The sequence below is a fragment of the Agromyces sp. NPDC055661 genome (genome assembly GCF_053618135.1).
In genome coordinates this window covers 280,118-306,346 of the sequence record NZ_JBSHHC010000001.1, presented here as the reverse complement: position 1 = coordinate 306,346, position 26,229 = coordinate 280,118, and the positions used below count along the sequence as shown (strand labels likewise).

The window sequence follows — 26,229 nt, the reverse complement described above, 5'->3', positions numbered from 1 at the left end:
GTCTCCTTCTCGGTCGGGTGTGCGGACCCGCCGCAACCGCGAGACACGTTACGACGGCACCCTGGGACGGGCAACGGATGCCGACACACGGCGTCATCGTGGGCGACGCGCGTCACACGGGGGGCTTCGGCGCCTCCGGGGCGGTCGGGTCCTCGGGCGCCGACGGCGGCGGCAGCGGCGGCATGGCGCCGGGAGGCAGCACGAGGGTGCCGGTCGCGGTGGACGGCTGCGGCCGGAACAGCCAGCGCGCCCGGGGCTCGACCAGCGGGCGGAAGACGCGCCGCACGGGCTTCAGCGAGAGCACGACCGAGATGCCGATGCAGAACAGGATCATCGCCGGCAGCACCCAGAACGGCTGCTCGCCCGCGAGGATGCCCGTCTCCCGGAACGGGAACAGCACGAACGAGTGCAGCAGGTAGATGTACATGGTCGCGGTGCCGAAGGCCGTGAACCACGTCGTCCGGCGGGGCATGAGCACGAGGAACGCCACCGAGAAGAGCATCGCCGAGAGCAGGAGCACGAGCCGGATGGCGCCCGACCACGGCTCGTCGTAGCCGATCGCGACGTACGACTCGTCGTAGAGCATGAAGCGGCGCAGCTTCAGGTCGCGCCAGGTCTCGATGGCGATCGGCATGAGCACGAGCACCGCGGCGAAGAGTGCGATCGCCCCCGCCCGCCAGCGCCAGGCGACCCGGGTGGGGAGCGCGAGCCAGCGGCCCGTGAGCTGCCACTGCCGGAGCTTCCAGCCGAACACGAAGAACGGCAGCATGCCGAACGTGCGCGACAGGGCGAGCGTGGAGTCGATCGTCTCGGTGTACCCCGCGCCGATCGAGATCGCGATCGCGATGAGGAGCGGGAAGCGCAGCAGCACGAGGTAGGGCAGCGAGATGCGCCAGAGTGCGAGCGCGATGAGGAACCACAGCGTCCACGACGCGGTCGTGTAGTCGAGGGAGAACCCGCCGCCGAGCACCCAGCGGAGCACGGTCCAGATCGTCTCGAAGATGAAGTACGGGAAGACGATGTCGGTGAGGATCTGCCGCAGCGACCGCGCGTTCGGCGGCCCCGACTTCGCGAAGTACCCGGCCACCGTCACGAACACGGCGACGTGGAACGAGTAGATGAACAGGTAGACGCTGTAGGCGAGGTCGTCCTCGGAGATGAGCGGCAGGATGCCGTGCCCGATCACGACGAGCGTGATCGCGATCCACCGCGCGTTGTCCCAGAGCGGCACGCGTCGCTTCGTCGAGGTCGTCGCGGGCGGCGTCGTCTGCATCGCTCCATTCAACCGCACCGCGTCGGCCGGGCGCACGGCGAGCGGATGCCGCGGGCCGCCCGCGCAGGGCCACGGCACGCCGTTCGCGGCATCCGCCGTCGGCGCGGCACAATGGGCGCCATGGGAGTGCTGCGGGTGGTCGTGACCGGTGCGAGTTCGGGGATCGGCGCGGCGACCGTGCGCGCCTTCCGCGCCGCCGGGTGGGAAGTGGTGGGCGTCGCCCGCCGCGAGGACCGGCTGCGCGAGCTCGCCGAGGAGACCGGGGCATCCGTCTTCACCGCCGACCTCACGCGGCAGGAGGACGTCGACGCCCTGCGCGACCACCTCGAGGCGACCGGCCCCGTGCACGCGCTCGTGAACAACGCCGGCGGCGCGAAGGGCCTCGACTCGGTCGAGCACGGCTCGGTCGAGGACTGGATCTGGATGCTCGACGTCAACGTGATCGCGCTCAAGCGCGTGACGAGCGCGCTGCTGCCCGTCCTGCGCCGGGGCGCCGTCGAACGCGGCGTCGCCGACATCGTCAACGTCACGTCGGTCGCGGGCCACGAGCCCTACGTCGGCGGCGCCGGCTACAACGCCGCGAAGTTCGCCGCGCACGCGCTGACGGCCGTGCTGCGACTCGAGCTGAACGGCGAGCCGCTGCGCGTCGTCGAGGTGGCGCCCGGGATGGTGCGCACCGACGAGTTCGCGCTCGTGCGCTTCGGCGGCGACCGCGAGCGCGCCGACAAGGTCTACGACGACGTGCCCGAGCCGCTCGTCGCCGACGACGTCGCGGCGGTGATCGCCGACGCGGTGCTGAAGCCCCGGCACGTGGATCTCGACCTCATCGTGGTGCGGCCCGTCGCGCAGGCCGCGGCAACCCGCCTCGCCCGCGGTCCGCTCGAGGTGCGGAAGGACCCGGAGTGATGGCCGCCGAGCGGACCACCGCACGACGGACGGCCTGGGAGCGGTACACCGCCACCCCGTTGGTCGTGCTCGGCATCCTCTTCATCGTCGCGTACTCGTTCTGGGTCCTCCTCCCCGAGGAGCGGGGGCAGGCGCGGGCGTGGATCGGGTGGACGCTGCTCATCTCGTGGGCGGTCTTCCTGGTCGACGTCGTGGTGCGGATCGTCCTGACGCCGCGGGGCCACAAGTGGCGCTTCGTCTGGCGGCACCCGGTGGAGGTGCTCTCCGCGGTGCTGCCGATCTTCCGTGCGCTGCGCGTGCTCGTGCTGCTCCGGGAGGTGCCGTACCTGCAGCGGCGCAGCGGGAACGCGGTCCGCACCAACATCCTCATCTATGCCGCGAGCTACGCGGTGGTCTTCGTGTACTTCATCTCGCTCGCCACCCTGAACGCCGAGCGCGATGCGCCGGGCGCGAACATCACGACGTTCGGCGACTCGATCTGGTGGGCCATCGTCACGGTCGCCACCGTCGGATACGGCGACGAGTACCCGATCACCCCCGCGGGACGCTTCTACGCGGTCTTCCTCATGGCGGGGGGCATCGCCATCGTCGGAACGGCGTCGGCGACGATCATCTCGCTCATCAACGAGCAGATCGGATCCGCCAGGGACCAGGAGAAGCAGCGCCGCTCGACCGCCGCGGACTCGGCGCCGACCGACCCGACGGACTGACGCCCGGCCGCCGACTACCCTGAATCCATGACCTTCGACGCGAATGACGCCGGCCTCGACGAGCCCCGGCGCGAGGTGCTGACCTGGGACGATTTCGAGGGCGCCTCGCGCTCCCTCGCGAGCGAGGTGCTCGCCTCGGGATTCCGTCCCGACGTCGTGATCGCGATCGCGCGGGGCGGCCTGCTGCTGGCGGGCGCCATCGCGTACGCGCTCGGCACCAAGCAGTGCGGCTCGATCAACGTGGAGTTCTACACGGGCGTCGACGAGCGCCTGCCCGAGCCCGTGCTGCACCCGCCGATGCTCGACGTCCCGGCGGTCGCCGGCAAGTCGGTGCTCCTCATCGACGACGTCTCGGACTCGGGTCGCACGCTCGCGAAGGTCGTCGCCCTGCTCGTCGAGGCCGGCGCCGAGGTGCGCTCGGCCACGCTCTACGTGAAGCCGCGCACGGTGCTCGTGCCCGACTTCGCCTACCGCGAGACCGAGGACTGGATCGTGTTCCCCTGGTCGGCGCGTCCGCCGGTCACCCTCGGGGAGGGTGCCGCGTGAGCGTGCACCTCGTCGGCGGCGGCGCGACCGAGACAGCGGATGCCCCGCTGTACGCGCCGTTCGTCGCGGAGGCCGCCCTGCGGGCCCGTGCGGCAGGTCGCGAACGACCGCGCATCGCCGTGATCTCGTTGCACCCCGAGGCCGAGGAGAAGGCCGCGGCGCTCGCGGAGCTGCTCGCCGCGGCCGGCGGCGGCACCGAGATCGAGGCGCAGCGCACCGCTGGCCGACCCGGCGAGCCGATCGGGCTCACCGCGATCGCCGACGTCGACGGCATCGCCGTGGGCGGCGGCATCGTCGAGGAGGTGCGCGCCGGACTCGAGCCCGTGTCCGGAGAGCTGCGGCGTCTCGTCGCCGGCGGAGTGCCCTACCTCGGGGTCTCGGCCGGCGCGATGATCGCGGCCGAGGGCTCGTTCGGCGGCGGCTCGCGCATCGGCGGCGTGCGCGTGTCGCCGGAGGATCCCGACGAGCCGGGAATGGAGCTCGAGATCGAGGCCGGCCTCGGCCTCGTCGACGTGGCCATCGAGGTGCACGTCGCCGAGCGCGGCATGCTCTCCCGACTGGTCGCCGCGGTCGAATCCGGGCTCGTCGCCGGCGGCCTCGGCATCGACGAGCGCACGGCGCTGATCGTGGGCGACGGCGGCCTCCGAGTGGAGGGCGCGGGCAGCGTGTGGCGCGTCCTGCCGACCGACCAGGGCGTGCTCGTCTCCACGATCGGGTCCTGACGTGGCGATGACCCTCGACCAGCTCGCCGCGGCCGGCCTGATCGACCCGGGCTGGGCCGGCGCGCTCGCACCCGTCGGCCCGAGGATCGCCGAGCTCGGCGACTTCCTCCGCGCCGAGACCGCCGCGGGCCGCGGCTACCTGCCGAGCGGCGATCGCGTGCTCCGTGCGTTCGGGGCGCCGATGGAGGACGTGCGGGTGCTCATCGTGGGGCAGGATCCGTACCCGACGCCGGGGCATCCGATCGGCCTGTCGTTCGCCGTCGACCCCCACGTGCGCCCGGTCCCGCGGAGCCTCGCCAACATCTACAAGGAGCTCGGCGACGACCTCGGCGTGCCGACGCCCGACCACGGCGACCTCACCTCGTGGAGCACCAACGGCGTCATGCTGCTCAACCGGGTGCTCACGGTGCGTCCCGGCACGCCCGCCTCGCACCGCGGCAAGGGCTGGGAGGACGTGACCGACCACGCAATCCGCACGCTCGTGGCGCGCGGCACGCCGCTCGTCGCGATCCTGTGGGGGCGCGACGCGCAGAACCTCAAGCCGCTGCTCGGCGCGACGCCCGTCATCGAGTCCGTGCACCCCAGCCCGCTCTCGGCGAGCCGCGGATTCTTCGGGTCGAAGCCCTTCAGCCGGGCCAACGCGCTGCTCGAGGCGCAGGGCGGCCGAGCGGTCGACTGGCGCCTGCCCGCGACGCCCGCACCACGTCATCCGGCTGTCATCTCCGCGGAGTAGTCTGGCGCGATGCTCGAGGAGGAATACCAGGAACGCCGGGTGCTGCCGCGCCACCTGCGCAAGGCCGAGGCACCCGAGGCGACCTTCGAGTACGCCATCCGCGAGGCCCGCCTCGCCGACATGCCCGCGGTGCGCGAGATCTACAACCACTACGTCGCGAACTCGACCGTGACCTTCGACGAGGACGCCATGACGCTGCGCGAGTGGAAGCACAAGTTCGCGCAACTGCAGAAGCTCGGCCTCCCGTTCCTCGTTGCCGAGTCGCCGACCGGGCAGCTGCTCGGCTACGCGCTCGTCGCCCCGTGGAAGCAGAAACGCGCCTACCGGTACACCGTCGAGGACTCGATCTACCTCGGTCCCGCGGCATCCGGCAAGGGTCTCGGGCGGGCACTGCTCGGGGCGCTCATCGACGCCAGCAGGGCGGCGGGACTCAAGGAGATGCTCGCCGTCATCGCCGACCAGGGGGCGGAGGCGTCGATCACCCTGCACGAGCGGTTCGGCTTCAAGGAGATCGGGCGGATGGGGCGGGTCGGCTTCAAGTTCGACCGCTGGCTCGGCACGGTGCTGCTGCAGAAGTCGCTGAAGTAGGGGCCGGCGGGCGGATGCCGCGTGCGCGGGCCAGCCGACGGCGTCGCGCCGGGGCATCCGGTCACAGGACCAGCGTCACCTCGCCCTGGGGCGCGAACAGCGCCGTGATGCCGGCGACCACGCCGACGGCCAGGAGCAGCCCGGGGTGCGCGAGCCCGATCGCCACGCGCCGCAGCGCCGGGCGGTCGGCGAGCAGGCGCGCGGGCACCTCGCTCGTGGCGGGCGCCTCACCCCATCCCCGGAGCCGGCCGAGGAACCAGGCGCAGCGCACCACGAGTCCGAGCCAGAGCAGCGCGACGACTACCGGCGTGAGGGTTCCCAGCAGCTGGAGCCCGAGGCCCACGATCTCGTCCTCGTCGCCGCGGGCGGCGGCCTGGATCGACGTCGAGATCGCGGCGCCCAGGATGATCGAGACGGCCCAGGTCAGGAAGGCGAACACGAGCGCGAGGTAGCGCACGAAGAAGTGCCCGAACACGCTCGACCGGGCGTGCAGGTGGTCGCGCGGGGTCCCGGTCAGCACCACGATCGTGGCGACGAGGCACGGGGCGATGAGGAGCGCGGCCAGCACGATCCACGCCCAGGCGGGCCAGGCCGCCACGACGGCGACGATCACGAGGGCGGCGAACACGGCCGACCACGCGGCGCCCCACCACAGCGGATGCGCCACGATCGACGCCCCGACCCCCGACCCGCCGCTCCCGCCCGCGCGCATGCCCTCACGATAGCGGCGACGGTCGCCCGCCGGTCCTAGGCTCGGAGGATGAGCGAGCTGCACGAGTACACCGCCCTCGAGCTCCACCAGCTGCTGCAGCGACGCGAGGTCTCGCCGGTCGAGCTGGCGCAGCACTACCTCGACCGCATCGAGCGCCTCGACCCGGGGGTCGGGGCGTTCGCCACGGTGACGCCCGAGGCCGCCCTCGAGCGCGCCCGGCACGTCGAGGAGCAGGTGCCGACGGCCGCGCCGCTGTGGGGCCTGCCGCTCGCCGACAAGGACCTGCACCGACGCGCGGGCGTGCCGGCGCGGTTCGGATCGCGCGCGTTCGCGGACTTCGTGCCCGACGAGTCCGACGAGCTCGTGCGGGCCGTCGACGACGCCGGAGCGGTGAGCCTCGGCAAGACCGCGACGCCCGAGTTCGGACTGCCGTCGTACACCGAGGGCCTCGTGGGCGCGCCCACGCGCAATCCCTGGGACCCCGCGCTCGGCGCGGGCGGGTCGAGCGGGGGAGCGGCTGCCGCCGTCGCCGCCGGGATGCTCCCGTTCGCACCGGGCACCGACGGCGGCGGCTCGATCCGGATCCCCGCCGCCGCGTGCGGGCTCGTCGGCGTGAAGCCGTCGCGGGGGCGGGTGCCGGCGGGACCGGGGCTCGCGACGCTCGCCGGCCTCGGGGTCGCGGGACCCATCGCGCGCACCGTCGCCGACGCGGCGCTGCTGCTCGACGGACTCATCGCGCCGACCGGGTATCCGGCGGCGCACCGCTACGCCGTGCGCGCGCCCGGCGACGACGGGCCGTACCTCGGCGCGGCGATCCGCGGCGAGGGCCGCTTCCAGCTCGGCGTGATGACCGACTCGCCGTGGGACGACGGCTACGACATCGAGGTGTCCGAGGAGGCCCGGTCGGCGCTCGACCGGGCCATCGCGGCGTTCGAGGGCCTCGGGCACGGGATCGAGGCGATGGCGCCCGAGCCCGAGCCGGGCTATCCCGACGCGTTCCGCACGATCTGGCAGGCCGGCGCCGCCACGATCCCGGTCGACGGCGCGGACGAGGCCCTGCTCGAGCCGCTGACGCAGTGGCTGGTCGAGCGCGGGCGCGCCGTGCCGGCACGACAGCTCGCCGAGGCGCTCACGTGGCTCGCGGGCTTCGAGGAGCGGGTCATCCGCCGTTTCTCGTCCTTCGACGCCGTGCTCACCCCCGCGCTCGCGACCCCGCCGCCGCCGATCGGCTGGTACGACCAGGAGGACGGGGAGCGGAACTTCGCGCAGCAGGTGCAGTTCACGCCGTTCACGTCGTTCGTCAACGTCTCGGGGCTGCCCGCCATCACCGTGCCGGTCGAGGACACCGCCGACGGCCTTCCCATGGGCGTGCAGCTCATCGGTCGCCCGGGCGGCGAGGCGACGCTGTTCGCACTGGGCGCGCAGCTCGAGCGCCGCGTGCGGCGGCGGTACCGGCATCCGTCGATGTGGTGACGGAACCGAGCTGTGTGTGACGCCGCGATTCACGACACATGGGACCGTGTGCAAGACTTAGGTAATGCTTACCTCACTCGCTGAAGCCGCCCCGCGCGAGCGCCCTGCCTATCGCAGCTTCCGAGTGCAGGTCTCGCGGGTCGAACGCCTCGCACCGCACTTCACGAGCGTCACGTTCGCGGGCGACGACCTCCGCGACTTCGGCACGGCCGGGCTCGACCAGCGCGTGAAGGTCGTGCTCCCGCTCCCCGAGATCGGGTTCGCGGCGTTCCCCGACGGCGACGACTGGTACGGCGCCTGGCGCGAGCTGCCCGCCGAGCTGCGCAACCCCTTCCGCACCTACACGGTGCGCGCGGTGCGGCCCGAGGAACGCGAGGTCGACATCGTGTTCGTCGGCCACGGCGACGCCGGTCCCGCCTCGGCGTGGGCCGAGGCGGCGACACCCGGCGACGAGATCGTGCTCATCGGCCCCGACGAGCTGAGTGTCGGCCGCACGGTCGGCATCGACTGGCGTCCGGGCGAGGTCGAGACACTGCTGCTGGCCGGCGACGAGACGGCCGCACCCGCGATCGCCTCGATCGTCGAGTCGCTCGCGGCCGACGCCTCGGGCGTCGCCCTCATCGAGGTGCCCGCCGACGGCGACCGGCTCGAGATGCGCGCTCCGGCCGGTGTCGAGGTGCGCTGGCTCGCCCGCGACGAGGCCGGCTGCGGCCACGGCGGCCTGCTCGTGCCCGCCGTGCGCGACTGGGTGGTGCGCCACCTCGCCGCCCGCGGCCTCCCGACGAACGACGTCGACGTCGACGCGGCCGCCGAGGCGCTCGCCGCCGCCGAGCACGAGGACCTGGCCGACACGCCGCTGTGGGACGTGCCCGAGGGGCACAGCCTCGACGGCGAGTGCTACGCGTGGCTCGCGGGTGAGGCCGCCGCCATCACCACCCTCCGTCGCTTCCTCGTGCGCGAGGCCGGCCTCGACCGCCGCCAGGTGGCGTTCATGGGCTACTGGCGCATGGGGCGCGCCGAGCTCGACTGACGAGGGTGGTCGACCCGATGCCGCGCACCGCCACGGTGACGCACCCGACCGGCGCGCCCGACCGGCGGATCCGCCGGAGGCTCCCGCCGGCGGCCACGCTCGGGATCGCCGTCGGGCTGCTCGCGGTCGTCGCGATCGCGAGCCTCGCCATCGGCGCCCGGCAGATCCCATTCGACGTCGTCGTGCAGGCCTTCACGGCGCCCGTGCCCGGCGACCCCGACCAGGTCGTCGTGCGCGACCTGCGGCTGCCGCGGGTGATCATCGGCATCATGGCGGGCGCCGCGTTCGGCGTGGTGGCCGCCATCCTCCAGGGTGCCACGCGCAACCCGCTCGCCGACCCCGGCCTCCTCGGCATCAACGCGGGAGCGTCGCTCGCCGTCGTCACCGCCATCTCGTTCCTCGGCGTCGCCTCGCCGTTCGGCTTCATCTGGTTCGCCTTCGCCGGCGCCGCGCTCGCCGCGGTCGTCGTCTTCCTGATCGGCTCCGTGGGCGGCGGGGCGAGCCCCGCCCGGCTCGCGCTCACCGGCGCGGCCGTCACGGCCGCGACGACCCCGCTCATCACGCTCCTGCTGATCCGCGACGTCGGCACGCTCTCGCAGTACCGGTTCTGGTCGGTCGGCTCGCTCGCCGGGCGCGGCCTCGAGACGGCGAGCGTGCTCTGGCCGTTCCTGGTCGGCGGCCTCGTGCTCGCGGCGTGGCTCGCGGGGCGCATGAACCTGCTCGCGCTCGGCGACGACGTCGCGCGCGGACTCGGCGTGCGGCTCTCGACCACCCGGATCGTCACGGCCGTGGCCGTCATCGTGCTGGCCGCGACCGCCACGTCGCTCGCCGGCCCCATCGCCCTGCTCGGACTCGCCGTGGCGCACGCGGCCCGCGGCCTCGTCGGCGCCGACTACCGCTGGCTCACGCCGCTCGCGGGGGTGCTCGGCGCGATCGTGCTCGTGGCCGCCGACGTGATCGGCCGGGTGGTCGTGGCGCCGGCCGAGCTCGAGGCGGGCATCGTCGCCGCCATCGTCGGCGCGCCCGTGCTCATCGCGCTCGTGCGCCGGGGCCGGGGAGCGTCGCTGTGACCGCCGCACCGCTCGTCGCACCGGCCGCCGCGGGCGACCCCGTCGAGGTCGTCGCCGGGCGCGTCGCGGCGGCGCGGTCGCGCCGGCGGCGGCGCGCGGCATCCGTGCTCGTCGCCCTGACCTTGGTGGCGCTGGCCGCCGCCGTCGCGTCGATGGTGCTCGGCGCGGCCGGACTCACGGTCGGCGAGGTGGTCGCCGCGCTCGTCGGGCAGGGCTCGCCGAAGGCGGAGTTCGTGGTGCTTCGGCTGCGGCTGCCGCGCGTCGTCGCCGCGATCGTGGCCGGCACCGCGCTCGGGCTCGGCGGCGCGCTGTTCCAGACCACGCTGCGAAACGCGCTCGCGAGCCCCGACATCCTCGGCGTCACCGGAGGCGCGAGCCTCGCCGCGGTCGGGTCCATGCTGCTGCTCGGCCTCGAGGGTCCGGCGGTCGCGCTCGCCGCGTTCGCCGGCGCGCTCGTCGTTGCGGGGCTCATGTGGGGCCTCGCGTGGCGCGACGGGCTCACCGGCATCCGCTTCGTGCTCGTCGGGATCGGCCTCGCCTCGATCGTGAGCGGCCTGCTCGGCTGGCTCCTCACGCGCGCCGAGGTGCGCGAGGCCTCGGAGGCGCTCGTGTGGATGGTCGGCGGCATCGGCTCGATCGGCTGGCCCGAGCTCGCGACGGCGGGCGGCGCGGTCGTCGTGCTGCTCATCGCCACGGCGCTGTTCTCACCGCGGATGCCGCTGCTCTCGCTCTCCGACGACAGCGCCCGCTCGCTCGGGCTCGACGCGACCCGCGCGCGGGTGACCGCGATCCTGCTCGGCGTCGGACTCGTCGCGGTCGCCACCGCGCTCGCCGGGCCGATCGCGTTCGTCGCGCTCGTGTCGGCGCCCATCGCCCGCACGCTCGTCGGGCACGGGCAGGCGGCACTCGCGGCATCCGCGCTCACCGGCGCCGCCATGGTGCTCGTGGCCGACCTCGTGGCGCAGCACGCGTTCGCCGGCGTCGCCGTGCCCGTCGGCATCGTGACGGGCCTCATCGGCGCGCCGTACCTCCTCTGGCTCATCGCGAGGGGCAACCGGAAGGGATCAGACGGATGACCCGGACAGCACCGCATGCGCTCCGCGCCGAGTCGCTCACGCTCGCCTACGACGGCCGCACGGTCATCGAGGGGCTCGACCTCGAGGTGCCCGACGGCCGCATCACCGCGATCGTCGGCCCGAACGCGAGCGGCAAGTCGACGCTCCTGCGCGGCCTCGCCCGCCTCATGCGGCCCGAGGCCGGCCGCGTCACACTCGACGGACGCGACATCCGCACGTTCGCGCCGAGGGAGTTCGCCCGGCGCGTCGCCGTGCTGCCGCAGCAGCCCATCGCGCCCGACGGCGTCCTCGTGTCGGAGCTCGTGTCACGTGGGCGGCATCCGCACCGCGGCTGGTTCGGCGGACGCTCGAGCGACGACGACCGCATCGTCGCCGAGGTGCTCGCGGCCACCGGCACGTCGGAGCTCGCCGACCGGGCCGTGGCCGAGCTCTCCGGCGGCCAGCGCCAGCGGGTCTGGATCGCCATGGCGCTCGCACAGCGGGCCGACATCGTGCTGCTCGACGAGCCCACGAGCTTCCTCGACGTGAGCCACCAGCTCGACCTGCTCGACCTCCTCACGGAGTCGAACCGGGAGCACGGAACGACCGTGGTGATGGTGCTGCACGAGCTGAACCTCGCCGCCCGCTACGCCGACCACCTCGTCGTGGTCGAGGGCGGGCGCATCGCGGCGGCGGGAGAGCCGTCGGAGGTTCTGACGGCCCAGACGGTCGGCGCGGCGTTCGGGCTCGACTGCGTGGTCGCCGAGGACCCGGTGTCGCGCTCGCCGATGATCGTGCCGATCGGGCGCTACCACCAGGCGTGACCGCACCAGGAGAGCGCCCGTGTCGCTCGTGTCGCCTCGTGTCGCGGGGTTTCACCGCATCGCGAGTTTAGGTTAGGCTAACCTCAGTCAACCCCACCTCCGAAAGGGAGTTCATGCACGCCCGACGCACGATCGCCGTCCTCGCCGCCGCAGCAGCTGCGGCCCTCGCCCTGGCCGGGTGCTCCCCGTCCGCTCCCGAGGAGACCGGTTCCGACGCCGCCGCGGGCGAGGGGTTCCCGATCACCATCGAGCACGCCTTCGGCGAGACCGAGATCCCCGCCGCGCCCGAGCGCGTGGCCACGTGGGGCTGGGGCAGCACCGAGGCGGCGCTCGCGCTCGGCGTCGTGCCCGTCGCGATGGCGCAGCAGACCTACGGCGCGAACGAGGACGGCGTGCTCCCGTGGGTCGCCGACGAGCTCGACGAACTCGGCGAGGACACGCCCGTGATCCTGACCGACGACGGCGAGGCGCCGCCCTACGAAGAGCTCGTCGAGGCCGCCCCCGACGTCATCCTCGCGCCCTACTCGGGCATCACCGAGGAGCAGTACGAGCTCCTGAGCGAGATCGCCCCGACCGTCGCCTACCCCGACGAGCCGTGGACCACGCCGTGGCGCGAGACCGTCACGATCGTCGGCACGGCGCTCGGCCTCGCCGACGAGGCGCAGGGCGTGCTCGACGACCTCGACGCCGAGCTCGCCGCACATGCCGAGGCGCACCCCGAGCTGGCCGGCAAGACCGTCGCCGCGGTCTGGGACGTCGCGGGCACGTTCTACGTCTACACGCCCGAGGACTCGCGCGTGGAGTTCCTCTCGGGCCTCGGCCTCGAGGACGCGCCCGCCGTCGCGGAGCTCGCGAACGGCGACTCGCCCTTCTACTACACGCTCTCGTACGAGCAGCTCGACCAGCTCGAGAGCGATCTCGTCATCAGCTACCACGACACGCAGGAGGAGGCCGACGCGTTCCTCGCCTCGGCGCCCATCCAGGCGATCCCGGCGGTCTCACGCGGCCAGGTGGCGCAGGTCGTCGGCACCGAGCTGATCGCCGCGGTCTCGCCGCCCACCGCCCTCTCGCTCACCTACGGGCTCGACGAGCTCGTCGCGTCGCTCTCGGCGGCCGCCCAGGCGGGCTGACCCTCACGCGCTCCTGGGCGCGTTCCCATCGACCGGTCGGGATGCCGCAGCGCGCGGCGCCCGGGCCGGTCGGCGTCTCGGCAGGTAGCCGCCCGCCTCGAGCCCGGCCTCGATCTCGAACCGGTTGCGCAGCGGGTTCCGCCCGGCGATGAGGTAGAGGAGGGGGAAGAGCATGCCGTACTTCCGCCACTGCTCGCGGTGCACGGCCTCGTGGCCGAGCACCACGTCGCCCGCGTTGCGGTCGGTGAGGTAGCAGCCGCCGACGCACGAGCCGCCGCGACCGAACGTCCACTTCGGCATGCCGGTGAAGACGATGAGCCCGCCGCGGCGCTCGACGCGGCCGGTGCTCCAGAGGAAGCCCCAAGTGAAGCCCACCGACGTCGCCCACCAGTAGCCGGCGCGGCTGATGGGGGAGTCGATGAGGCCCAGCCGGCTCACGCGTCGACCTTGGGCCGGCCGAGGTCCTCGAGCAGTCGCAGCCACACCTCGCTCATCGTCGGGAACGCGGGCACGGCGTGCCAGAGCCGGCTCACGGGCACCTCGCCGACCACTGCGATGGTGGCGGCGTGCAGGAGCTCGGCGACGTCCTGGCCGACGAACGTCGCGCCGATGATCACGTCGCGCTCGGCGTCGACGACGAGGCGCGCCCGACCCTCGTAGCCGTCGGCGAGGATGCCGGCGCCGCTCGCGGACTGCATGGGCACGTCGGCGAGGCGCACCTCACGGCCCGCGCGCCGCGCCGCCGCCTCGGTCAGGCCCACCGACACGGCCTCGGGCTCGCCGAACACGACGCCCGGCACCGCGGAGTGGTCGGCGGTCGCGACGTGCGCGCCCCACGGGGCGTCGTCGACCGGGCGCCCGGCGGCGCGTGCGGCGATCACGTCGCCGGCGGCGCGGCCCTGGTACTTGCCCTGGTGGGTGAGCAGCGCACGGTGGTTGATGTCTCCGACCGCGTAGAGCCAGTCGCCGTCGCCCTCGGCACCGCGCACGAGCATCGTCTCGTCGACGTCGAGCCACGATCCGGGCTCGAGGCCGACGGTCTCCAGTCCGACCGACCGCGAGCGCGGGACGCGGCCGGTGGCGACGAGCACCTCGTCGGCCGTCACCGTGGAGTCGTCGTCGAGCGTGAGCACGACCTCGCCCGAGCCGTTGCGCTCGACCTGCGTCGGCTCCACGCCGAGCCGCACGGTCGCCCCGAGCCCGCGCAGGCCCTCGACGACCGCGTCGCCGACGAAGTCCTCCATGTCGCCGAGCACCTCGTGCCGGGCGAGCACGGTGACCTCGGTGCCGAAGCCGGCGAAGGCGGTCGCCATCTCGACCGCGACGAAGCCGCCGCCGATGATCGCGAGCCGCGCGGGCGGCTCCTCGACGCTCGTCGCGTCGCGGCTGGTCCACGGCGACGCCTCGGCGAGGCCGGCGATCGGGGGGATCGCGGGGTCGGAGCCGGTGCTCACGACCACCGCGTGCCGGGCGGCGAACGTGGTCTCCGTGCCGTCGGCGCTCGCGACGACGACGCGGCGGGGTCCGTCGAGCCGGCCGTGTCCACGCGCGAGCTCGATCCCCACGCTCGCGACCCACTTCGCCGCGCCCGCGTCGTCCCAGTCGGACACCCAGTAGTCGCGCCGCTTCAGCACGGCCGCGACGTCGAGCGGCCCGGTGACCGCCTCGGCGGCCCCGCCCACGCGCTGGGCCGCGCGGAGTGCCGCCGCGCTGCGCAGCAGGGTCTTCGACGGGACGCACGCCCAGAACGAGCACTCGCCGCCGACGAGCTCGTGCTCCACGAGCACGACGTCGAGGCCCGCGGCCCTCGCCCGGTCCGCGACGTTCTCGCCCACGGGTCCGGCGCCGATGACGACGACGTCCACCTCGCGCTCCATGCTGCTCCCCTCCGAACCCGGCCGGCGCCGGGCAGACATGGCCCCAGCCTAGGCAGAACGGCCGACGGGCGGCACCCGTTGCGCGATCAGTCCGGGGTGTCGGATGCCGCGTCGTCGGCGTCGCGGGCGGGGCGCGAGGTCAGGGCCGCGACGAGTCGCAGGATGGTCGGCAAGTCGTCCTCCGCGGCCTCCGGCGACGCCGGGGCGAAGCCCGCGATCGCGGCGCCCGCGAGCGGGAACGCGACGACGATCGCGCGCAGCAGGGCCACCAGCGTGGCCGCGTCGATGCCGAACGGCATCGGGTACGAGAGGCCGACCAGCGCCGACGGGTCGAGCACGTCGAGGTCGATGTGCACGAACACCTGGGACGCGCCCGTGTCCTGCAGCGCGGCGATGACCATGGTGGGATCGGAGAGGTCCTCGACCGTGAGCACCGTCACGTCGTGCTCGTCGATGAAGCGCTGCTCCTCGTCGTCGATCGCGCGGATGCCGCCGAGCACGAGTCGCGCGGGCGGGACGCGCGTGTCGGCGTCGAGCGCCAGGCCGTCGGCACCCTCGCCGGCGATCGCCCGCAGCGTCATGCCGCCGAATCCGCCCGACGGGGACGTCTCGGGGGTGTTCAGGTCGGGATGCGCGTCGAGCCAGAGCACCGCGAGGTCGCCGCCGGTGCGGCGCGAGGCGTGCGCCACCGCGGCGAGCGACGCGCTGCAGTCCCCGCCCACCGTGAGCGCCCAGTCGGGCACCGCGGCGAGGGCCTCCTCGGTGAGCTCGCGCACGCGGCGGAGCGCGCTGTAGCGGCGGACGCCGGTGCCGAGCGCGTCGCCGGCCTCGACCGGGACGTCGACCACGACGGTCGCCGCGGCGGGCAGGTCGCCGCGGATCGCGGCCGCGCCGTCGGCGTGGCTCATGGCACGCGACGACACGGAGCCTTGCCACATGGGGACGACGACGAACGTTGCGGGCATGCCTCACAGTATCGCGCGCGCCCGCGCGCAGGTCACTGGTCGGGGAACCGCACGAGCCGTGCCTGGATCGCCAGCCCGAAGCTCGCCACGATCATGAATCCGAGCCCGAGGAGTCCGCCGAACGTCGTGGCGAGCACCGTGGCGACGGCGTTGAGCCCGATGAGCACCAGCGTCACCCGCCACACCCATCGCCGGCCGGTCAGTCCGGTCGCGAGGGCGAAGCCCACGAGCAGCACCACCCGCAGCCAGAGGTCGACGGGCGACCACACCGGGAGTCCCGACAGGGTGAGCAGTGCCCCGACGACGAGGACGAGCGTCCAGGTGGCGAAGAGCCACCAGCCGAACGGCTCGGGCGGGTTGCCGGATGCCGCGGCATCCGCAGCGCGCCGACCCGGCCTGCCCGGAGGCGTGCCCGGCCCCGCCCTCGTCGCCGCTGCCGTCGCGCGCGCCTGCGCCCGAGCTCTCCGGACGAGCACCTCGTGCGCCGTCATCACGGCGACGAACCGGTCGTTCGCCGCCCGCACCGCGCCCGGCGACGAGCCCGCGACGCGGTCGGGGTGCAGCTCCCTGGCGAGGCGCCGATAGGCGTGCTCGATCTCGGCCTCGTCGGCGTCGGGCCGGACGCCGAGCACTGCGGCGGCCTCGTCGGGCGTCATGCGGCCACGGTACGCCGCGGGGCGGGCCTCCGGCCACGGCTTGCGAGCAACATGCGGGGAGCTCGGCGTCGCCGTTGTCGTCACGACGAGCCGCAGACGCACGGATGCCGCGAGCCAGTGCGGCCCGCGGCATCCGTCACTGCAGTGGATCAGCCCGAGATCGCACCCTGCGACGAGCCGCCCGCCTTGAGCGCGGCGAGGCGCGCGTCGACCTCGGTGAGCTCGCCGAGGTCGTCGAGCTCGTTGAACTGGGCGTCGAGGCTCGATGCTGCGAGCTCGGCCTGGCCGCGCACGACCGCCTCCTCTCGACGGATCTTGTCCTCGAAGCGCCCGATCTCGCTCGTGGGGTCGAGGATGTCGATCGACTTCACGGCGTCGTGCACCTGGCGCTGCGCCTGGGCGGTCTTGGCCCGGGCGATGAGCTCGGAGCGCTTGTTCTGGAGCTGTACGAGCTTCTCCTTCATGCCGTTGAGGCCCGCCTTGAGCTTGTCGACCACCTCGGTCTGCGCGGCGATCTGCGGCTCGGCCGCCTTCGCCTCGTTCTCGGCCGAGATCTGGCGGCTCAGCGCCACCTTCGCGAGGTTGTCGAACTTGTCGCCGCCTGCGGGGTCGCCCGCCGAGCGCAGCTCGTCGCCCTTGCGGCTCGCCGCGAGCGCCTTCTCGCCCCACTCTCGGGCGGCCTCGACGTCCTCGCGGTGGTCGTCCTCGAGCAGGCGCAGGTTGCCGATCGTCTCGGCGATGGCCGCCTCGGCGTCGGCGATGGAGTTGGTGTAGTCCCGCACCATCTGGTCGAGCATCTTCTGCGGGTCCTCGGCCTCGTCGATGAGGGCGTTGATGTTCGCCCGCATGAGCTGCGAGATGCGGCCGAAGATGGACTGCTTCGTCATGGTGTTCCCTTTCCTGTGGTGCGTGTGCGTCGTGTCGTGGTCGTGGAGTTCGTGGAGTTCGTGGAGGTCGTGGAGTTCGTGGAGGTCGTGGAGGTCGTGGTCGTCGTGTCGGCGTCGTCGGCTCGGGATCGGTGGGTCGTCGCGTGGGAGTCCGCCGGGCTCAGAAGCGGCCCCCGCCCCCGCGGCGCGATCGGGTGCCCGACCCGCCGAAGCTGCCGGGCGAGCGCCGTCCGCCGCCGCCGAAGCCGCCGCCGAACCCGCCGCCGCTGCTTCCGCCGCCGCCGAACATTCCGCCGCCGCCGCCGCCGCCGCCGCCGAGGACCGAGTTGATCAGGATGCCGCCGAGCACCGCGCCGAACAGGTCGCCGCCGCCTCCGCCGCCCTGCTGGGCGCCGTAGCCGGCACCGAACCCGCCGCCCATGGCGCCGCCGAACCCGCCGACGTCCTGCTGGGCGAGGGAGAGCGCCGTGCGGGCGAGGGACTCCGCGCGCTGGGCGGTCGTGAGCGCGCCCGCGGGGTCGGTCGGCGCGAGCGCCTCCGCCTCGACGAGCAGGCGCCCGGCCTCGGCGAGGCGCGTGCGGGCCTCGGCGCCGACGGCGCCGCGCCGCGCCACGAGGTAGTCCTCCGCGGCCTGCACCTGCGCCCGTGCGGTCGCGAGGGAGCGTCCGAGCTGCGCCTCGGCCCGGGCGCGCTGCTCCGCGGCGTTGCGCACGCCGGCGATCGCGGCGTCGATCTCGGTGTTCACCTGCTGGACTCGGGCCTGCGCCGCGAGGGGGTCGCGCCCGGGGGCGCCGAGCCCGGCGCGCAGGGCGGCTGCCTCGCCCGCGACGCGGTCGGCGAGGGTCGCCGCGCCAGGGTCGCCGAGCCCGCGTGCGGTCTGCACGTCGGCCTCGAGGTCGGCGACGCCGGCCGACACCGCCTGGTCGGCGGCGGCGAGGTCGGTCGCCAGGCGGTCGATGGCGTCGGCGAGGAGCACGGCCTGGTCGACGGACTCCTCGGCCGCGCGGATGCCCACGGCGGCGTCGCTCGCGCGCTGCGCGGCGACCGCGGTCGCCGCCTGGGCGAGCTCCTCGCGGGCGAACGCGAGCCGGGCATCGGCCTGGGCGGGGTTGTCGGCGATGGGTGCCACGGCGGATGCCGCGTACGTGCCGGTGAGGGCCGCGAGCCGCTGCGGGGCGGCGGAGACGCGTGCGGCCGCGGCATCCGCCTCGCCCTGCACGCGCTGGAGCTCGGCCGGCGCGTTGCGCTCGAGCGCGCGCAGCTCGTCGAACTTCTCGGCCTGCTCGTCGAGGATGGCGTCGGCCTCGCCCGCGAGCCGGATGATGCCGGAGTACCAGGCGCGGCGCTCGTCGTCGGTGTCGGGGTCGGCGTCGTCGAGCTGCTGCTGCAGCGAGAACGCCTCGGCGACCTTGCCCTTCGCGCCGTCGAGGGCCGCCTTGAAGTCGGCCGTTGCCGCCTCGCCGTACGACGCGACCGCGAACCCCAGCTCATCGTCGCTCGTCTTCACCGCGTCGTCGGCCTGCACGAGGGCGCTGCCGGCCTGCCGGCGAAGCTCGTCGATCGAGGGTTGCGGCGGACCCGCCGGGCCGGCCTCCGCCTTGGACTTGCGTCGGCGGCGCGCGAGGACGATGGCGATGATCGCAACGACCACGGCCGCGACCACGAGGAAGATCACCCAGCCCCAGCCGCCTCCTCCGCCGCCGCCCGCGCTGCCGCCCCCGATGGCGTCGGCGGCGGCGATCGCGGCGCCGGCCCAGTCGCCGTCGCGGAGCTTCGGCTCGATGACGTCCTGGCTGATCCGGGCCAGCTCGGCGTCGGACAGCGACGCGTTGGCATCGGCCGAGAGGTAGTACGCGCGACCGTCGACGGCGACCGCGAGGAGGTAGTCCTCGGCGCCCATGTTGTTGCCGATCGCGGTGTCGTTCGCCCAGGCGTCGGCGGCCTCGGGATTCGTGAACTCGTCGACGTACGCCACGAAGAGCTGACGCCCGGTCGCGTCGGTCGCCCGCTCGATGGCGGCCTCGACCTCAGCCGTGCTGCCGCTCAGGGCCCCGACCGTGTCGACGATCGGGCTCTGCCCGAAGTCGACCGGGTCCTCCGCCATGGCCGGCGCCGTCGCACCGAGCGCGAGCACCGCGCCGACGATGATCCCGAGAACTGCTGACGTGCGACCTCGAGACGACATGCACCAGTGCCCTTCCCCCGCCCCCGCGGGCCATCCCGAGTCTATGGGGGAGTCGGAGGCCTCGTCCATGCCGCGCCCGTGCCCTCGCAGCGCCTCCACAGGCGCCGTGATCAGCCGACCGACATCGGCACCAGCGGGGACGTGAGCAGCAGCACCATGCCCTCGACGGGCGTGGAGAACGCGACGGTCGCGCCCAGCGCGTAGGGGCCGGGGGAGAGCGGCGGCAGGTCTCCCGGGAGCGCCTCGCCGTCGTCATCCGCGGCCGTGCAGTGCAGCGCCTCGACCACGCCCGGGAGCGTGACCGACTCGCCCGGCGCGAGCGAGACGTGCACGGCGCCGGCCTCCGACGTGCCGCTCGAGTGCCAGGTGACGACGTCCACGTCCGCCACCGTGATCGCCGGTACGCGCGAGAGCTCGCCCTCGACGACCTCGGTGCCCGTGTTCGTCACGGTGACGACGACGGATGCCGCGGCGCCGGGCGGCACCGGCGCGACGGGCGCCTCGACCGACACCGCGAGCGGCGTTCCCGCACGCTCCCCGGCGCCGACCACGGCCGAGCCGCAGCGGTTGACGGTCTCGGGTGCCGCGAGCCGGAGGCCCGAACCGGCCTCCTCCTCGACGGCGCCGGCCTCCGCGCCGGCCGACTCCGACACGGCGGGCGCGCCGGCGGTGGTCGAGCCGCCGGAGCCGCCCTGCAGGCCGATCACGAGCCCGCCCACGACGAGCACGGCCGCGAGCGCGCCCGCACCGCTCGCGATCGCCGTCCGTCGAGACCGGCGACGGGAACGGCTCGCCGCCAGCACCGCGTCGACGTCGACGGGACGCGGCGTCGCGGCATCCGCTGCGCGCTTCAGGCCCTCGCCGAGCCCGGTGGTGGGATCAGGTGCTGACATGGTCGCCTCCCGTCCGCGCGGCGCGCGTCCCGGCCGGATCGAGGGAGGAGGAGAGCGCGTGCAGGCCGTCGCTGAGGTACCGCTTCACGCCGCCTGAGCTGATGCCGAGCACGCCGGCGATGCCGTCGACCGTGAGGTCCTCGTAGTAGCGCAGCACGATGCACGCGGCCTGCCGGGGCGGGAGCGCCCGGATGCGCTCCAGCAGGTCGAGCCGCTCGTCGGTCGCCGCGTTCGCCGAGTCGACGCTCGATGGCGCGACCGCGAGGTGCCGCACCCGTCGCCACGTGCCGTCGCGGCGGGAGCGGTCGATCACCGCGTTGAGGATCGCGCGGCGGACGTACGCCTCCGCGCGCGGCAGCGTGAGGCCGAGGCGGGGCGTGCCGAACGTGCGCACGAGGGCGTCCTGCACGAGGTCGGCGGCGTCGTCGAGGCTGCCCGTGAGCAGGTAGGCGTAGCGGCTCAGCGCATCGCCGCGCTCGACGACCAGCGCCGTCGCCACCTCGTCCCACGGGCGTGCCACCCGAGTCCTCCTCCCGACGGCGGGACTCCGCCGTCACCTGTATCGACGAACGAGCGGGCCGTTTCGTTGGGTGCCCGAGCGGATGCCCAGTGCCGGCACGTCAGCGCGAGCGCTCGAGCTCCGACGCGCCGACGTGCTCGTCCAGCCAGTCCGTGAGCGGACGGGACGCGCGGAGCGCGCCGACGACCCGGTCCTCCGCCTCGGGCGTATGCAGCCACGGCTCGACGGGCCACTCGACCCAGGCGGTGAGGTCCTTGTCGCGGAGCAGGTCGGCGCGCGGATGGTCGGCGTCGAAGCCGCGCGGCACCCGCTTCAGCTGGTCGCTCGCCGACACGCCGACGCCACCCGCCTCCACCGCGGACACCGCGGCGACGAGCGCCTCGCCGCTCCGGTCGTCGGCGACGGCCTCCCGGAACCGTGCCAGCTGGTCGGACGCCATGACGTGGCATCCGGCGCCGACGCCGAGGCCGGACGCGGAGAAGTGCACGTAGCCCGAGCCGCCGACGGTCGCGCCGATGGCGGTCTTGTACGGCGACTTGTCGGCGCTGAACCGGATGTCGCGATACGGCCGGAAGACGCGTCCCTCGCCGAACTCGGCGGCCAGGTCGTCGAGCAGGGCCTGCATCGGCGCGAGGACCAGCTCGTCGTACTCGGCGCGATGCTCGGTGAAGTACGCCTTGGAGTTGTCGGCCTCGAGGCCCTCGTAGAACGCGACGGCGCCCGGGAGCCAGCCGGTGAACACGGTCATCTCCGCCTCCTCCAGGAGGTTCGGAACGGCTCGGCGAGGTTATCGCCTGGAGTGCCCCCGGAGGGATTCGAACCCCCGACCTACGGTACCGGAAACCGGCGCTCTATCCCCTGAGCTACGGAGGCGCACAGCAGTAGACACTACCACTGCCGCGGGACGCGCTCCGACCACCGGTCGCCCGGGAAGACCCTCTGAGCGGGCTTGCTCGACGGTCAGGCGAGGCTGACGCTGGCGACCGTGTCGAGCAGCTCCTCGCGCACGCGCGCGGCGAGCTGGATGCGCGCCCCGCGCAGCACCGGGTCGCGGTCGACGCGCGTGGCGACCACCTCGGGGTACCAGCGGCTGATGCGGCGGATGCCCCGCTCGACCTCCGCGGCGAAGGCGTCGCCGCCGAGGCTGGCGGTGGGTCCCGCGAGCACGAGGCGTCCGGGGTCGAGCGTCGCCAGGAGCGGCAGGGCGACGTGGGCCACGCGCTCGGCGAGATCGTGGAAGACGCCGGCGCGCACGGCCTCGGCATCGGGCTCGGCCAGCGCCTCGCGCGCCGCGTGGTAGCCGGCGACGTCGAGCCCGTGCGCGCGGGCGAGCAGCGCGACGGCGCGGCCGCCGACCAGGTCCTGCGCGGTGCGCGCGCTCGGGTCGAGCGCACTCGCCGCGACCGACAGCGGGAGGAAGCCGATCTCGCCCGCGCCGCCGAAGCTGCCGCGGTGCAGGTCGCCGGCGACGTCGAACGACGCGCCGACGCCGTTGCCGAGCCAGAGCACCGCGAACACGTCGCGGTCGACGCCCGCGCCCAGCTCGCGCTCCGCGACGGCGGCGAGGTTCACGTCGTTCTCGATGCGCACCTCGCGCCCGAGCTCGCCCTCGAGGATCGAGCGCAGCCCGCGCACGGGCCAGCCCGGCAGGGTCTCGCTGAACAGCTCGCCCGTCTCGCCGGGGTCGACGTAGCCGGGGATGCCGATGACGATCGAGTGCACGACGTCGGGATCGGTGCCCGCGGCCTGGCTCGCATCCGCGATGGCGCGCGACACCTCGTCGACGGGGGAGCGCTCGGTCGGATCGTGTGGGAGCGCCCGGCGCACGACGGGGCGCTCGTCGCCCGTCGCGTCGACGACCGTGGCACGCAGCTCGAACGCGTCGAGGTCGAGCGCGACGCCGAGCGGGCGGTCGGTGCGCGCGGCGTACACGACGGCGCTGCGGCCGGCCGAGCCCGACGTGCGGCCGCGCTCCTCGATGAACCCGGCGGTGAGCAGCCGCGACATCATCTGCGAGGCCGTGGGCTTCGACACCCCGACGAGCTCGCAGATGCGGTTGCGCGTGAGCGGACCCTGCTCGAGCAGCACGGCGAGGCCGGCACGGTCGTTGACGGCGCCCAGCCACGAGGGCGTTCCCGTCGAGGAGTTCGCCGCCATGCGCCGGACCGTCAGGCCGCGGGGAGGTTGGCGAGCACCGACGCGACGAGCTGCTGCGCGTCGCCCGGCTCGAACAGGTCGGGCGACTGGATCACGATCCAGTAGTCCCCCTGGAAGACCTGCGCCTCGCCGATGCCGCCGGCCTGCGTGAAGTACCCCGCGACGTCGGGCGGCGTGCCGTAGGTCGGCACCGGCTTGGACGAGACCGCGGCCTGGTTGCGGCGCGCCTCGCCGGCCGCCGTGGTCGGGGTCGCGACGCCGACCTCGATGATCTCGCCGCTCGTCTGGTTGAGGTAGCCGCACGCCGTGCCCGCGTCGTCCTCGACGAGCGTCGCGATGTCGCCGCCGCCGGGCTGGTAGCCGGGGTCGGCGCCGACGTTCGGGTTGAAGGCGTAGAGCTGGTCGGCCGTGAGCAGCGCGTCGCACGCGATCTCGAACGGGATGGGCGGTTCGGCCGACTCGGTGGGCTCGGGGTCGGCGCTCGCCGGAGCGGTCGGCGCGGTCGTCGGGGCGGCCGTCGCGTCGGACTCTGCGGCGTCGGGCGCGCAGCCGACGAGCAGTGCCACGGATGCCGCAGCGACGAGCGCGAGGCCGGCAGGACGGGTTCGGGCGAGGTGGGGCGAGCGCGGCATGTGCGAAACCCTATCAACCGTGCCGGGTAGGATTTGCGGGTGACTCCCGACGACCTCTCGCGTGCCCTGTTCGACCTCGTGAACGGGCTCGTGGAGCGACGTCGCGCGGCCGGCGCCGACGTCTCGCTCGAGCTCTCGGCCGACCAGGTGACCCTCGAGCGTCCCAAGCTGCGCGAGCACGGCGACTGGGCGTCGAACATCGCCATGCGCGTCGCGAAGCCGCTCGGCGCCAACCCCCGCGAGATGGCCACGGAGCTCGCCGACGCCCTGGCCGGCATCGACGGGGTCGCCAGCGCGGAGGTCGCGGGACCCGGCTTCATCAACATCCGGCTCGACGCCGCCGCGGCCGGCGCGCTCGCCAGGACCATCGTCGATGCGGGTGACGGCTACGGGCGCAGCGAGTCGCTCGCCGGCGGGGGCCGCATCAACCTCGAGTTCGTCTCGGCCAACCCCACCGGTCCGCTGCACATCGGCCACACCCGCTGGGCGGCGCTCGGCGACTCCATCGGCCGCGTGCTGCGCGCGGCGGGCGCCGACGTGGCCAACGAGTACTACATCAACGACGCCGGGACCCAGATGGACAACTTCGGGCGCTCCGTGCTCGCGGCGGCCAAGGGCGAGCCGACCCCCGAGGGCGGCTATCCCGGGAGCTACATCGGCGACCTCGCGGCACGCGTGCTCCAACGCGAGCCGAAGCTGCTCGAGCTCGACGAGGCCGTCGCCCTGCACACGGCCACCGAGATCGCCTACGAGCTGCAGCTCGCCGAGATCCGCGCCTCGCTCGAGCGCTTCAACGTGCACTTCGACGTCTGGACGAGCGAGCGCCGCCTGCAGGACAAGGGCGACGACGGGCTCTCCGACGTCGACACCGCCGTCGAGCGGCTCCGCGCGCAGGGCCACGTCTTCGACGAGGACGACGCCGTGTGGGTGCGCACGACCGACTTCGGCGACGACAAGGACCGGGTCATCCGCCGTGGCACCGGCGCCTACACGTACTTCGCGGCCGACGCGGCCTACTACCTCGACAAGGGCGACCGCGGATTCGGCCACAAGATCTACCTCCTCGGGGCCGACCACCACGGGTACGTGCATCGCCTGCGCGCGCTCGCGGGGGCGGCGGGCGACGACCCCGAGCGGGACATCGAGGTGCTCATCGGGCAGCTCGTGAGCATCAACGGCGCGAAGCTCTCCAAGCGCGCCGGCAACATCATCGAGCTCGACGACCTGCAGGCGTGGCTCGGCACCGACGCGCTGCGGTACACGCTCGCCAGGTACCCCGCCGACTCGCCGCTCACGATCGACCCCGAGGTGCTGAAGCGCCGCACGAACGACAACCCCGTGTTCTACGTGCAGTACGCGCACGCGCGCACGTCCGCCGTGGCCCGGAACGCGGCATCCGTCGGCGTCGACCGCTCGTCGTTCGCGCCCGAGCTGCTCACGCACGAGACCGAGTCGGCGCTCCTCGGCGGGCTGCAGGAGTTCCCGCGCATCGTCGCCCAGTCGGCGGAGCTGCGGGAGCCGCACCGCGTCGCGCGCTACATCGAGGAGCTCGCGGGCCTCTACCACCGCTGGTACGACAACTGCCGCGTGCTGCCGCTCGGCGACGAGCCGGTCGGCGACCTGCACCGCACGCGACTCTGGGTGAACGACGCCACCGGACAGGTCCTGCGCAACGGCCTCGACCTGCTCGGCGTCTCGGCTCCGGAGCGCATGTGACGCAGGCGGCGCCGGCCACGGATGCCGCGGGGATGCCCCCGCGGCGGAGGAACCGCGCCGCCCGCGTGTGGATCACGCTCGTCGTGATCTTCGGCGTGCTCGTCGCGCTCGTCGTGATCGCCGACATCGTCGTGCGCAACATCGCGGAGCAGCGCGTCGCGGAGCAGCTCGAGCAGAACCTGCCCGAAGGCGTCGAGGGCGACGTGCACGTGAAGCTCGGCGGACTCTCGGTCATCGCGCAGTACCTCGCGGGCTCGATGGAGCAGGTCGAGCTCTCGGCGCCCGAGCTGACCGTGAACGGCGTCCCGATCTCGGTGCACGTCGAGGCGCAGGACGTGCCGCCCGGGCTCGACGCCCGCGTCGGCCGCGCGACGGCCACGATCGAGGCGAGCGAGGCGGCGGTCAACTCCCTCATCGAGGTCCCCGGCGTGCAGGGCGACGTGGTGCTCGGCGACGGCGCGGTCGCGTACTCCGACACCGTGCGGTTCCTCGGCCTGCCGATCGAGTACACCGTCACCGCCCGTCCGACGGCGGCCGGCGACACCGTGCTCCTCGAGCCGACCGGCGTCGAGGTGGGTGCCGGCGGCGGCGCCATCGACGTCTCGGGGCTCGTCGACCGCCTCATGGGCGACGACCCGATCCCGGTCTGCGTCGCCGAGTACCTGCCCGAGGGCGTCGAGGTGCAGCAGATCACGGTCGAGCCCGGCTCGGCGACCGTCACGCTCGGCGCGACCGGCATCAGCCTCGACGAGCAGAGCCTGGCGACGCGCGGCAGCTGCGGCTGAGCCTGACCGCTCGGCTCCCACGGCTGGCCGAGACCCGAATGCAGGAAGAATCTCGCGGGAGTCGGCGTGTTGCGCCGGCCGCCACGGCGCGTCGCATGGAAGTTCCTGCATTCGTACCGCGGACCGTCACCGATTCGGCCCGGCATACGACCCTCGGTAGACTCACCGGTGAGTCGCCCCACAA

The 26,229-nt window shown here is 74.1% G+C and carries 27 protein-coding genes and 1 tRNA gene; 14 read left to right on the top strand and 14 right to left on the bottom strand.

Annotated elements, in window-relative coordinates; all coding sequences use genetic code 11:
- Window positions 1–112: 112 nt before the first annotated feature.
- A complete protein-coding gene (locus tag ACWGO8_RS01420) occupies window positions 113–1,273 on the bottom strand; it encodes an acyltransferase family protein (protein WP_452041372.1) in 1,161 nt (386 codons plus the stop codon).
- A gap of 120 nt (window positions 1,274–1,393) precedes the next feature.
- On the opposite strand from ACWGO8_RS01420, the gene ACWGO8_RS01415 reads away from it, so the two are divergent.
- Genes ACWGO8_RS01415 through ACWGO8_RS01390 form a run of 6 tightly spaced genes read left to right on the top strand, consistent with a single transcriptional unit; the run spans window position 1,394 to window position 5,478 of the window.
- Window positions 1,394–2,179 carry an SDR family NAD(P)-dependent oxidoreductase gene (locus ACWGO8_RS01415; RefSeq protein WP_452041371.1) on the top strand — a complete coding sequence of 262 codons (786 nt, stop codon included), beginning with the start codon at window positions 1,394–1,396 and terminating at the stop codon, window positions 2,177–2,179.
- Window positions 2,179–2,889 carry a potassium channel family protein gene (locus ACWGO8_RS01410; RefSeq protein WP_452041370.1) on the top strand — a complete coding sequence of 237 codons (711 nt, stop codon included), beginning with the start codon at window positions 2,179–2,181 and terminating at the stop codon, window positions 2,887–2,889. Before ACWGO8_RS01415 ends, ACWGO8_RS01410 begins: the two co-directional genes overlap by 1 nt.
- Window positions 2,890–2,916: 27 nt before the next feature.
- On the top strand, window positions 2,917–3,435 hold the full coding sequence (locus ACWGO8_RS01405) for a phosphoribosyltransferase (protein WP_452041369.1): 519 nt from the start codon (window positions 2,917–2,919) through the stop codon (window positions 3,433–3,435).
- Entirely contained in the window at window positions 3,432–4,157 is a 726-nt protein-coding gene (locus ACWGO8_RS01400; RefSeq protein WP_452041368.1) for a Type 1 glutamine amidotransferase-like domain-containing protein, read from the top strand. The genes ACWGO8_RS01405 and ACWGO8_RS01400 overlap by 4 nt, the downstream gene beginning before the upstream one ends.
- Window position 4,158: 1 nt before the next feature.
- Window positions 4,159–4,890, top strand: a complete 732-nt coding sequence (locus ACWGO8_RS01395) for a uracil-DNA glycosylase (protein ID WP_452041367.1) — start codon at window positions 4,159–4,161, stop codon at window positions 4,888–4,890.
- A gap of 9 nt (window positions 4,891–4,899) precedes the next feature.
- Window positions 4,900–5,478, top strand: a complete 579-nt coding sequence (locus tag ACWGO8_RS01390; RefSeq protein WP_452041366.1) for an N-acetyltransferase family protein — start codon at window positions 4,900–4,902, stop codon at window positions 5,476–5,478.
- Window positions 5,479–5,539: 61 nt separating this feature from the next.
- Here ACWGO8_RS01390 and ACWGO8_RS01385 read toward each other — a convergent pair whose 3' ends face one another.
- Complete coding sequence (locus tag ACWGO8_RS01385) at window positions 5,540–6,190, bottom strand: hypothetical protein (RefSeq protein ID WP_452041365.1); 651 nt, start codon at window positions 6,188–6,190, stop codon at window positions 5,540–5,542.
- A gap of 48 nt (window positions 6,191–6,238) precedes the next feature.
- Here ACWGO8_RS01385 and ACWGO8_RS01380 point away from each other — a divergent pair, with 48 nt between their 5' ends.
- From ACWGO8_RS01380 to ACWGO8_RS01355, 6 genes are all read left to right on the top strand, one after another.
- Window positions 6,239–7,663 (top strand): amidase, encoded by a 1,425-nt coding sequence (locus tag ACWGO8_RS01380; RefSeq protein ID WP_452041364.1) that lies wholly within the window; start codon window positions 6,239–6,241, stop codon window positions 7,661–7,663.
- Window positions 7,664–7,727: 64 nt separating this feature from the next.
- On the top strand, window positions 7,728–8,693 hold the full coding sequence (locus ACWGO8_RS01375; RefSeq protein ID WP_452041363.1) for a siderophore-interacting protein: 966 nt from the start codon (window positions 7,728–7,730) through the stop codon (window positions 8,691–8,693).
- Between the two features lie 5 nt (window positions 8,694–8,698).
- A complete protein-coding gene (locus tag ACWGO8_RS01370; RefSeq protein WP_452041362.1) occupies window positions 8,699–9,763 on the top strand; it encodes a FecCD family ABC transporter permease in 1,065 nt (354 codons plus the stop codon).
- Window positions 9,760–10,839 (top strand): FecCD family ABC transporter permease, encoded by a 1,080-nt coding sequence (locus ACWGO8_RS01365; protein ID WP_452041361.1) that lies wholly within the window; start codon window positions 9,760–9,762, stop codon window positions 10,837–10,839. The genes ACWGO8_RS01370 and ACWGO8_RS01365 overlap by 4 nt, the downstream gene beginning before the upstream one ends.
- Window positions 10,836–11,642: an ABC transporter ATP-binding protein gene (locus tag ACWGO8_RS01360; RefSeq protein WP_452041360.1), complete on the top strand. Its 807-nt coding sequence runs from the start codon at window positions 10,836–10,838 to the stop codon at window positions 11,640–11,642. Before ACWGO8_RS01365 ends, ACWGO8_RS01360 begins: the two co-directional genes overlap by 4 nt.
- 113 nt (window positions 11,643–11,755) lie before the next feature.
- Window positions 11,756–12,772, top strand: coding sequence for an iron-siderophore ABC transporter substrate-binding protein (locus ACWGO8_RS01355; protein ID WP_452041359.1), 1,017 nt, complete (start codon window positions 11,756–11,758; stop codon window positions 12,770–12,772).
- 3 nt (window positions 12,773–12,775) lie between these two features.
- On the opposite strand, the gene ACWGO8_RS01350 is transcribed toward ACWGO8_RS01355, so the two are convergent.
- From ACWGO8_RS01350 to ACWGO8_RS01295, 12 genes are all read right to left on the bottom strand, one after another.
- Window positions 12,776–13,255: a Fe-S oxidoreductase gene (locus ACWGO8_RS01350; RefSeq protein ID WP_452041358.1), complete on the bottom strand. Its 480-nt coding sequence runs from the start codon at window positions 13,253–13,255 to the stop codon at window positions 12,776–12,778.
- Window positions 13,207–14,649: a dihydrolipoyl dehydrogenase family protein gene (locus tag ACWGO8_RS01345; RefSeq protein ID WP_452041357.1), complete on the bottom strand. Its 1,443-nt coding sequence runs from the start codon at window positions 14,647–14,649 to the stop codon at window positions 13,207–13,209. The genes ACWGO8_RS01350 and ACWGO8_RS01345 overlap by 49 nt, the downstream gene beginning before the upstream one ends.
- Window positions 14,650–14,735: 86 nt before the next feature.
- Entirely contained in the window at window positions 14,736–15,614 is an 879-nt protein-coding gene (locus tag ACWGO8_RS01340; RefSeq protein WP_452041356.1) for an arginase family protein, read from the bottom strand.
- 32 nt (window positions 15,615–15,646) lie between these two features.
- Window positions 15,647–16,270 (bottom strand): J domain-containing protein, encoded by a 624-nt coding sequence (locus ACWGO8_RS01335; protein ID WP_452041355.1) that lies wholly within the window; start codon window positions 16,268–16,270, stop codon window positions 15,647–15,649.
- Between the two features lie 149 nt (window positions 16,271–16,419).
- The gene (locus ACWGO8_RS01330) at window positions 16,420–17,157 is read right to left on the bottom strand and encodes a PspA/IM30 family protein (protein ID WP_452041354.1); all 738 of its coding nucleotides are present in this window, start codon (window positions 17,155–17,157) and stop codon (window positions 16,420–16,422) included.
- A 160-nt stretch (window positions 17,158–17,317) separates the two neighbouring features.
- A complete protein-coding gene (locus tag ACWGO8_RS01325) occupies window positions 17,318–19,342 on the bottom strand; it encodes a TPM domain-containing protein (RefSeq protein WP_452041353.1) in 2,025 nt (674 codons plus the stop codon).
- A gap of 110 nt (window positions 19,343–19,452) precedes the next feature.
- Window positions 19,453–20,235 carry a hypothetical protein gene (locus ACWGO8_RS01320; protein ID WP_452041352.1) on the bottom strand — a complete coding sequence of 261 codons (783 nt, stop codon included), beginning with the start codon at window positions 20,233–20,235 and terminating at the stop codon, window positions 19,453–19,455.
- Window positions 20,222–20,755 carry a sigma-70 family RNA polymerase sigma factor gene (locus ACWGO8_RS01315; RefSeq protein WP_452041351.1) on the bottom strand — a complete coding sequence of 178 codons (534 nt, stop codon included), beginning with the start codon at window positions 20,753–20,755 and terminating at the stop codon, window positions 20,222–20,224. The genes ACWGO8_RS01320 and ACWGO8_RS01315 overlap by 14 nt, the downstream gene beginning before the upstream one ends.
- Before the next feature lie 100 nt (window positions 20,756–20,855).
- Entirely contained in the window at window positions 20,856–21,503 is a 648-nt protein-coding gene (locus ACWGO8_RS01310; RefSeq protein WP_452041350.1) for a DUF2461 domain-containing protein, read from the bottom strand.
- Between the two features lie 52 nt (window positions 21,504–21,555).
- Window positions 21,556–21,628, bottom strand: a tRNA-Arg gene (locus ACWGO8_RS01305).
- Between the two features lie 87 nt (window positions 21,629–21,715).
- On the bottom strand, window positions 21,716–22,912 hold the full coding sequence (locus ACWGO8_RS01300) for an ROK family protein (protein WP_452041349.1): 1,197 nt from the start codon (window positions 22,910–22,912) through the stop codon (window positions 21,716–21,718).
- An 11-nt stretch (window positions 22,913–22,923) separates the two neighbouring features.
- On the bottom strand, window positions 22,924–23,544 hold the full coding sequence (locus tag ACWGO8_RS01295) for an iron ABC transporter ATP-binding protein (RefSeq protein WP_452041348.1): 621 nt from the start codon (window positions 23,542–23,544) through the stop codon (window positions 22,924–22,926).
- A gap of 39 nt (window positions 23,545–23,583) precedes the next feature.
- Here ACWGO8_RS01295 and ACWGO8_RS01290 point away from each other — a divergent pair, with 39 nt between their 5' ends.
- Complete coding sequence (locus tag ACWGO8_RS01290; RefSeq protein WP_452041347.1) at window positions 23,584–25,260, top strand: arginine--tRNA ligase; 1,677 nt, start codon at window positions 23,584–23,586, stop codon at window positions 25,258–25,260.
- Window positions 25,257–26,045 carry an LmeA family phospholipid-binding protein gene (locus ACWGO8_RS01285; RefSeq protein WP_452041346.1) on the top strand — a complete coding sequence of 263 codons (789 nt, stop codon included), beginning with the start codon at window positions 25,257–25,259 and terminating at the stop codon, window positions 26,043–26,045. Before ACWGO8_RS01290 ends, ACWGO8_RS01285 begins: the two co-directional genes overlap by 4 nt.
- Window positions 26,046–26,229 lie beyond the last annotated feature (184 nt).

Coding starts and splice junctions, on each gene's coding strand:
- ACWGO8_RS01385 (WP_452041365.1), bottom strand. CDS start 6,190: ATGCGCGCGGGCGGGAGCGGCGGGTCGGGGGTCGGGGCGTCGATCGTG.
- ACWGO8_RS01300 (WP_452041349.1), bottom strand. CDS start 22,912: ATGGCGGCGAACTCCTCGACGGGAACGCCCTCGTGGCTGGGCGCCGTC.
- ACWGO8_RS01375 (WP_452041363.1), top strand. CDS start 7,728: ATGCTTACCTCACTCGCTGAAGCCGCCCCGCGCGAGCGCCCTGCCTAT.
- ACWGO8_RS01420 (WP_452041372.1), bottom strand. CDS start 1,273: ATGCAGACGACGCCGCCCGCGACGACCTCGACGAAGCGACGCGTGCCG.
- ACWGO8_RS01310 (WP_452041350.1), bottom strand. CDS start 21,503: ATGACCGTGTTCACCGGCTGGCTCCCGGGCGCCGTCGCGTTCTACGAG.
- ACWGO8_RS01410 (WP_452041370.1), top strand. CDS start 2,179: ATGGCCGCCGAGCGGACCACCGCACGACGGACGGCCTGGGAGCGGTAC.
- ACWGO8_RS01355 (WP_452041359.1), top strand. CDS start 11,756: ATGCACGCCCGACGCACGATCGCCGTCCTCGCCGCCGCAGCAGCTGCG.
- ACWGO8_RS01345 (WP_452041357.1), bottom strand. CDS start 14,649: ATGGAGCGCGAGGTGGACGTCGTCGTCATCGGCGCCGGACCCGTGGGC.
- ACWGO8_RS01295 (WP_452041348.1), bottom strand. CDS start 23,544: ATGCCGCGCTCGCCCCACCTCGCCCGAACCCGTCCTGCCGGCCTCGCG.
- ACWGO8_RS01390 (WP_452041366.1), top strand. CDS start 4,900: ATGCTCGAGGAGGAATACCAGGAACGCCGGGTGCTGCCGCGCCACCTG.
- ACWGO8_RS01405 (WP_452041369.1), top strand. CDS start 2,917: ATGACCTTCGACGCGAATGACGCCGGCCTCGACGAGCCCCGGCGCGAG.
- ACWGO8_RS01415 (WP_452041371.1), top strand. CDS start 1,394: ATGGGAGTGCTGCGGGTGGTCGTGACCGGTGCGAGTTCGGGGATCGGC.
- ACWGO8_RS01335 (WP_452041355.1), bottom strand. CDS start 16,270: ATGACGCCCGACGAGGCCGCCGCAGTGCTCGGCGTCCGGCCCGACGCC.
- ACWGO8_RS01360 (WP_452041360.1), top strand. CDS start 10,836: ATGACCCGGACAGCACCGCATGCGCTCCGCGCCGAGTCGCTCACGCTC.
- ACWGO8_RS01380 (WP_452041364.1), top strand. CDS start 6,239: ATGAGCGAGCTGCACGAGTACACCGCCCTCGAGCTCCACCAGCTGCTG.
- ACWGO8_RS01325 (WP_452041353.1), bottom strand. CDS start 19,342: ATGTCGTCTCGAGGTCGCACGTCAGCAGTTCTCGGGATCATCGTCGGC.
- ACWGO8_RS01320 (WP_452041352.1), bottom strand. CDS start 20,235: ATGTCAGCACCTGATCCCACCACCGGGCTCGGCGAGGGCCTGAAGCGC.
- ACWGO8_RS01330 (WP_452041354.1), bottom strand. CDS start 17,157: ATGACGAAGCAGTCCATCTTCGGCCGCATCTCGCAGCTCATGCGGGCG.
- ACWGO8_RS01340 (WP_452041356.1), bottom strand. CDS start 15,614: ATGCCCGCAACGTTCGTCGTCGTCCCCATGTGGCAAGGCTCCGTGTCG.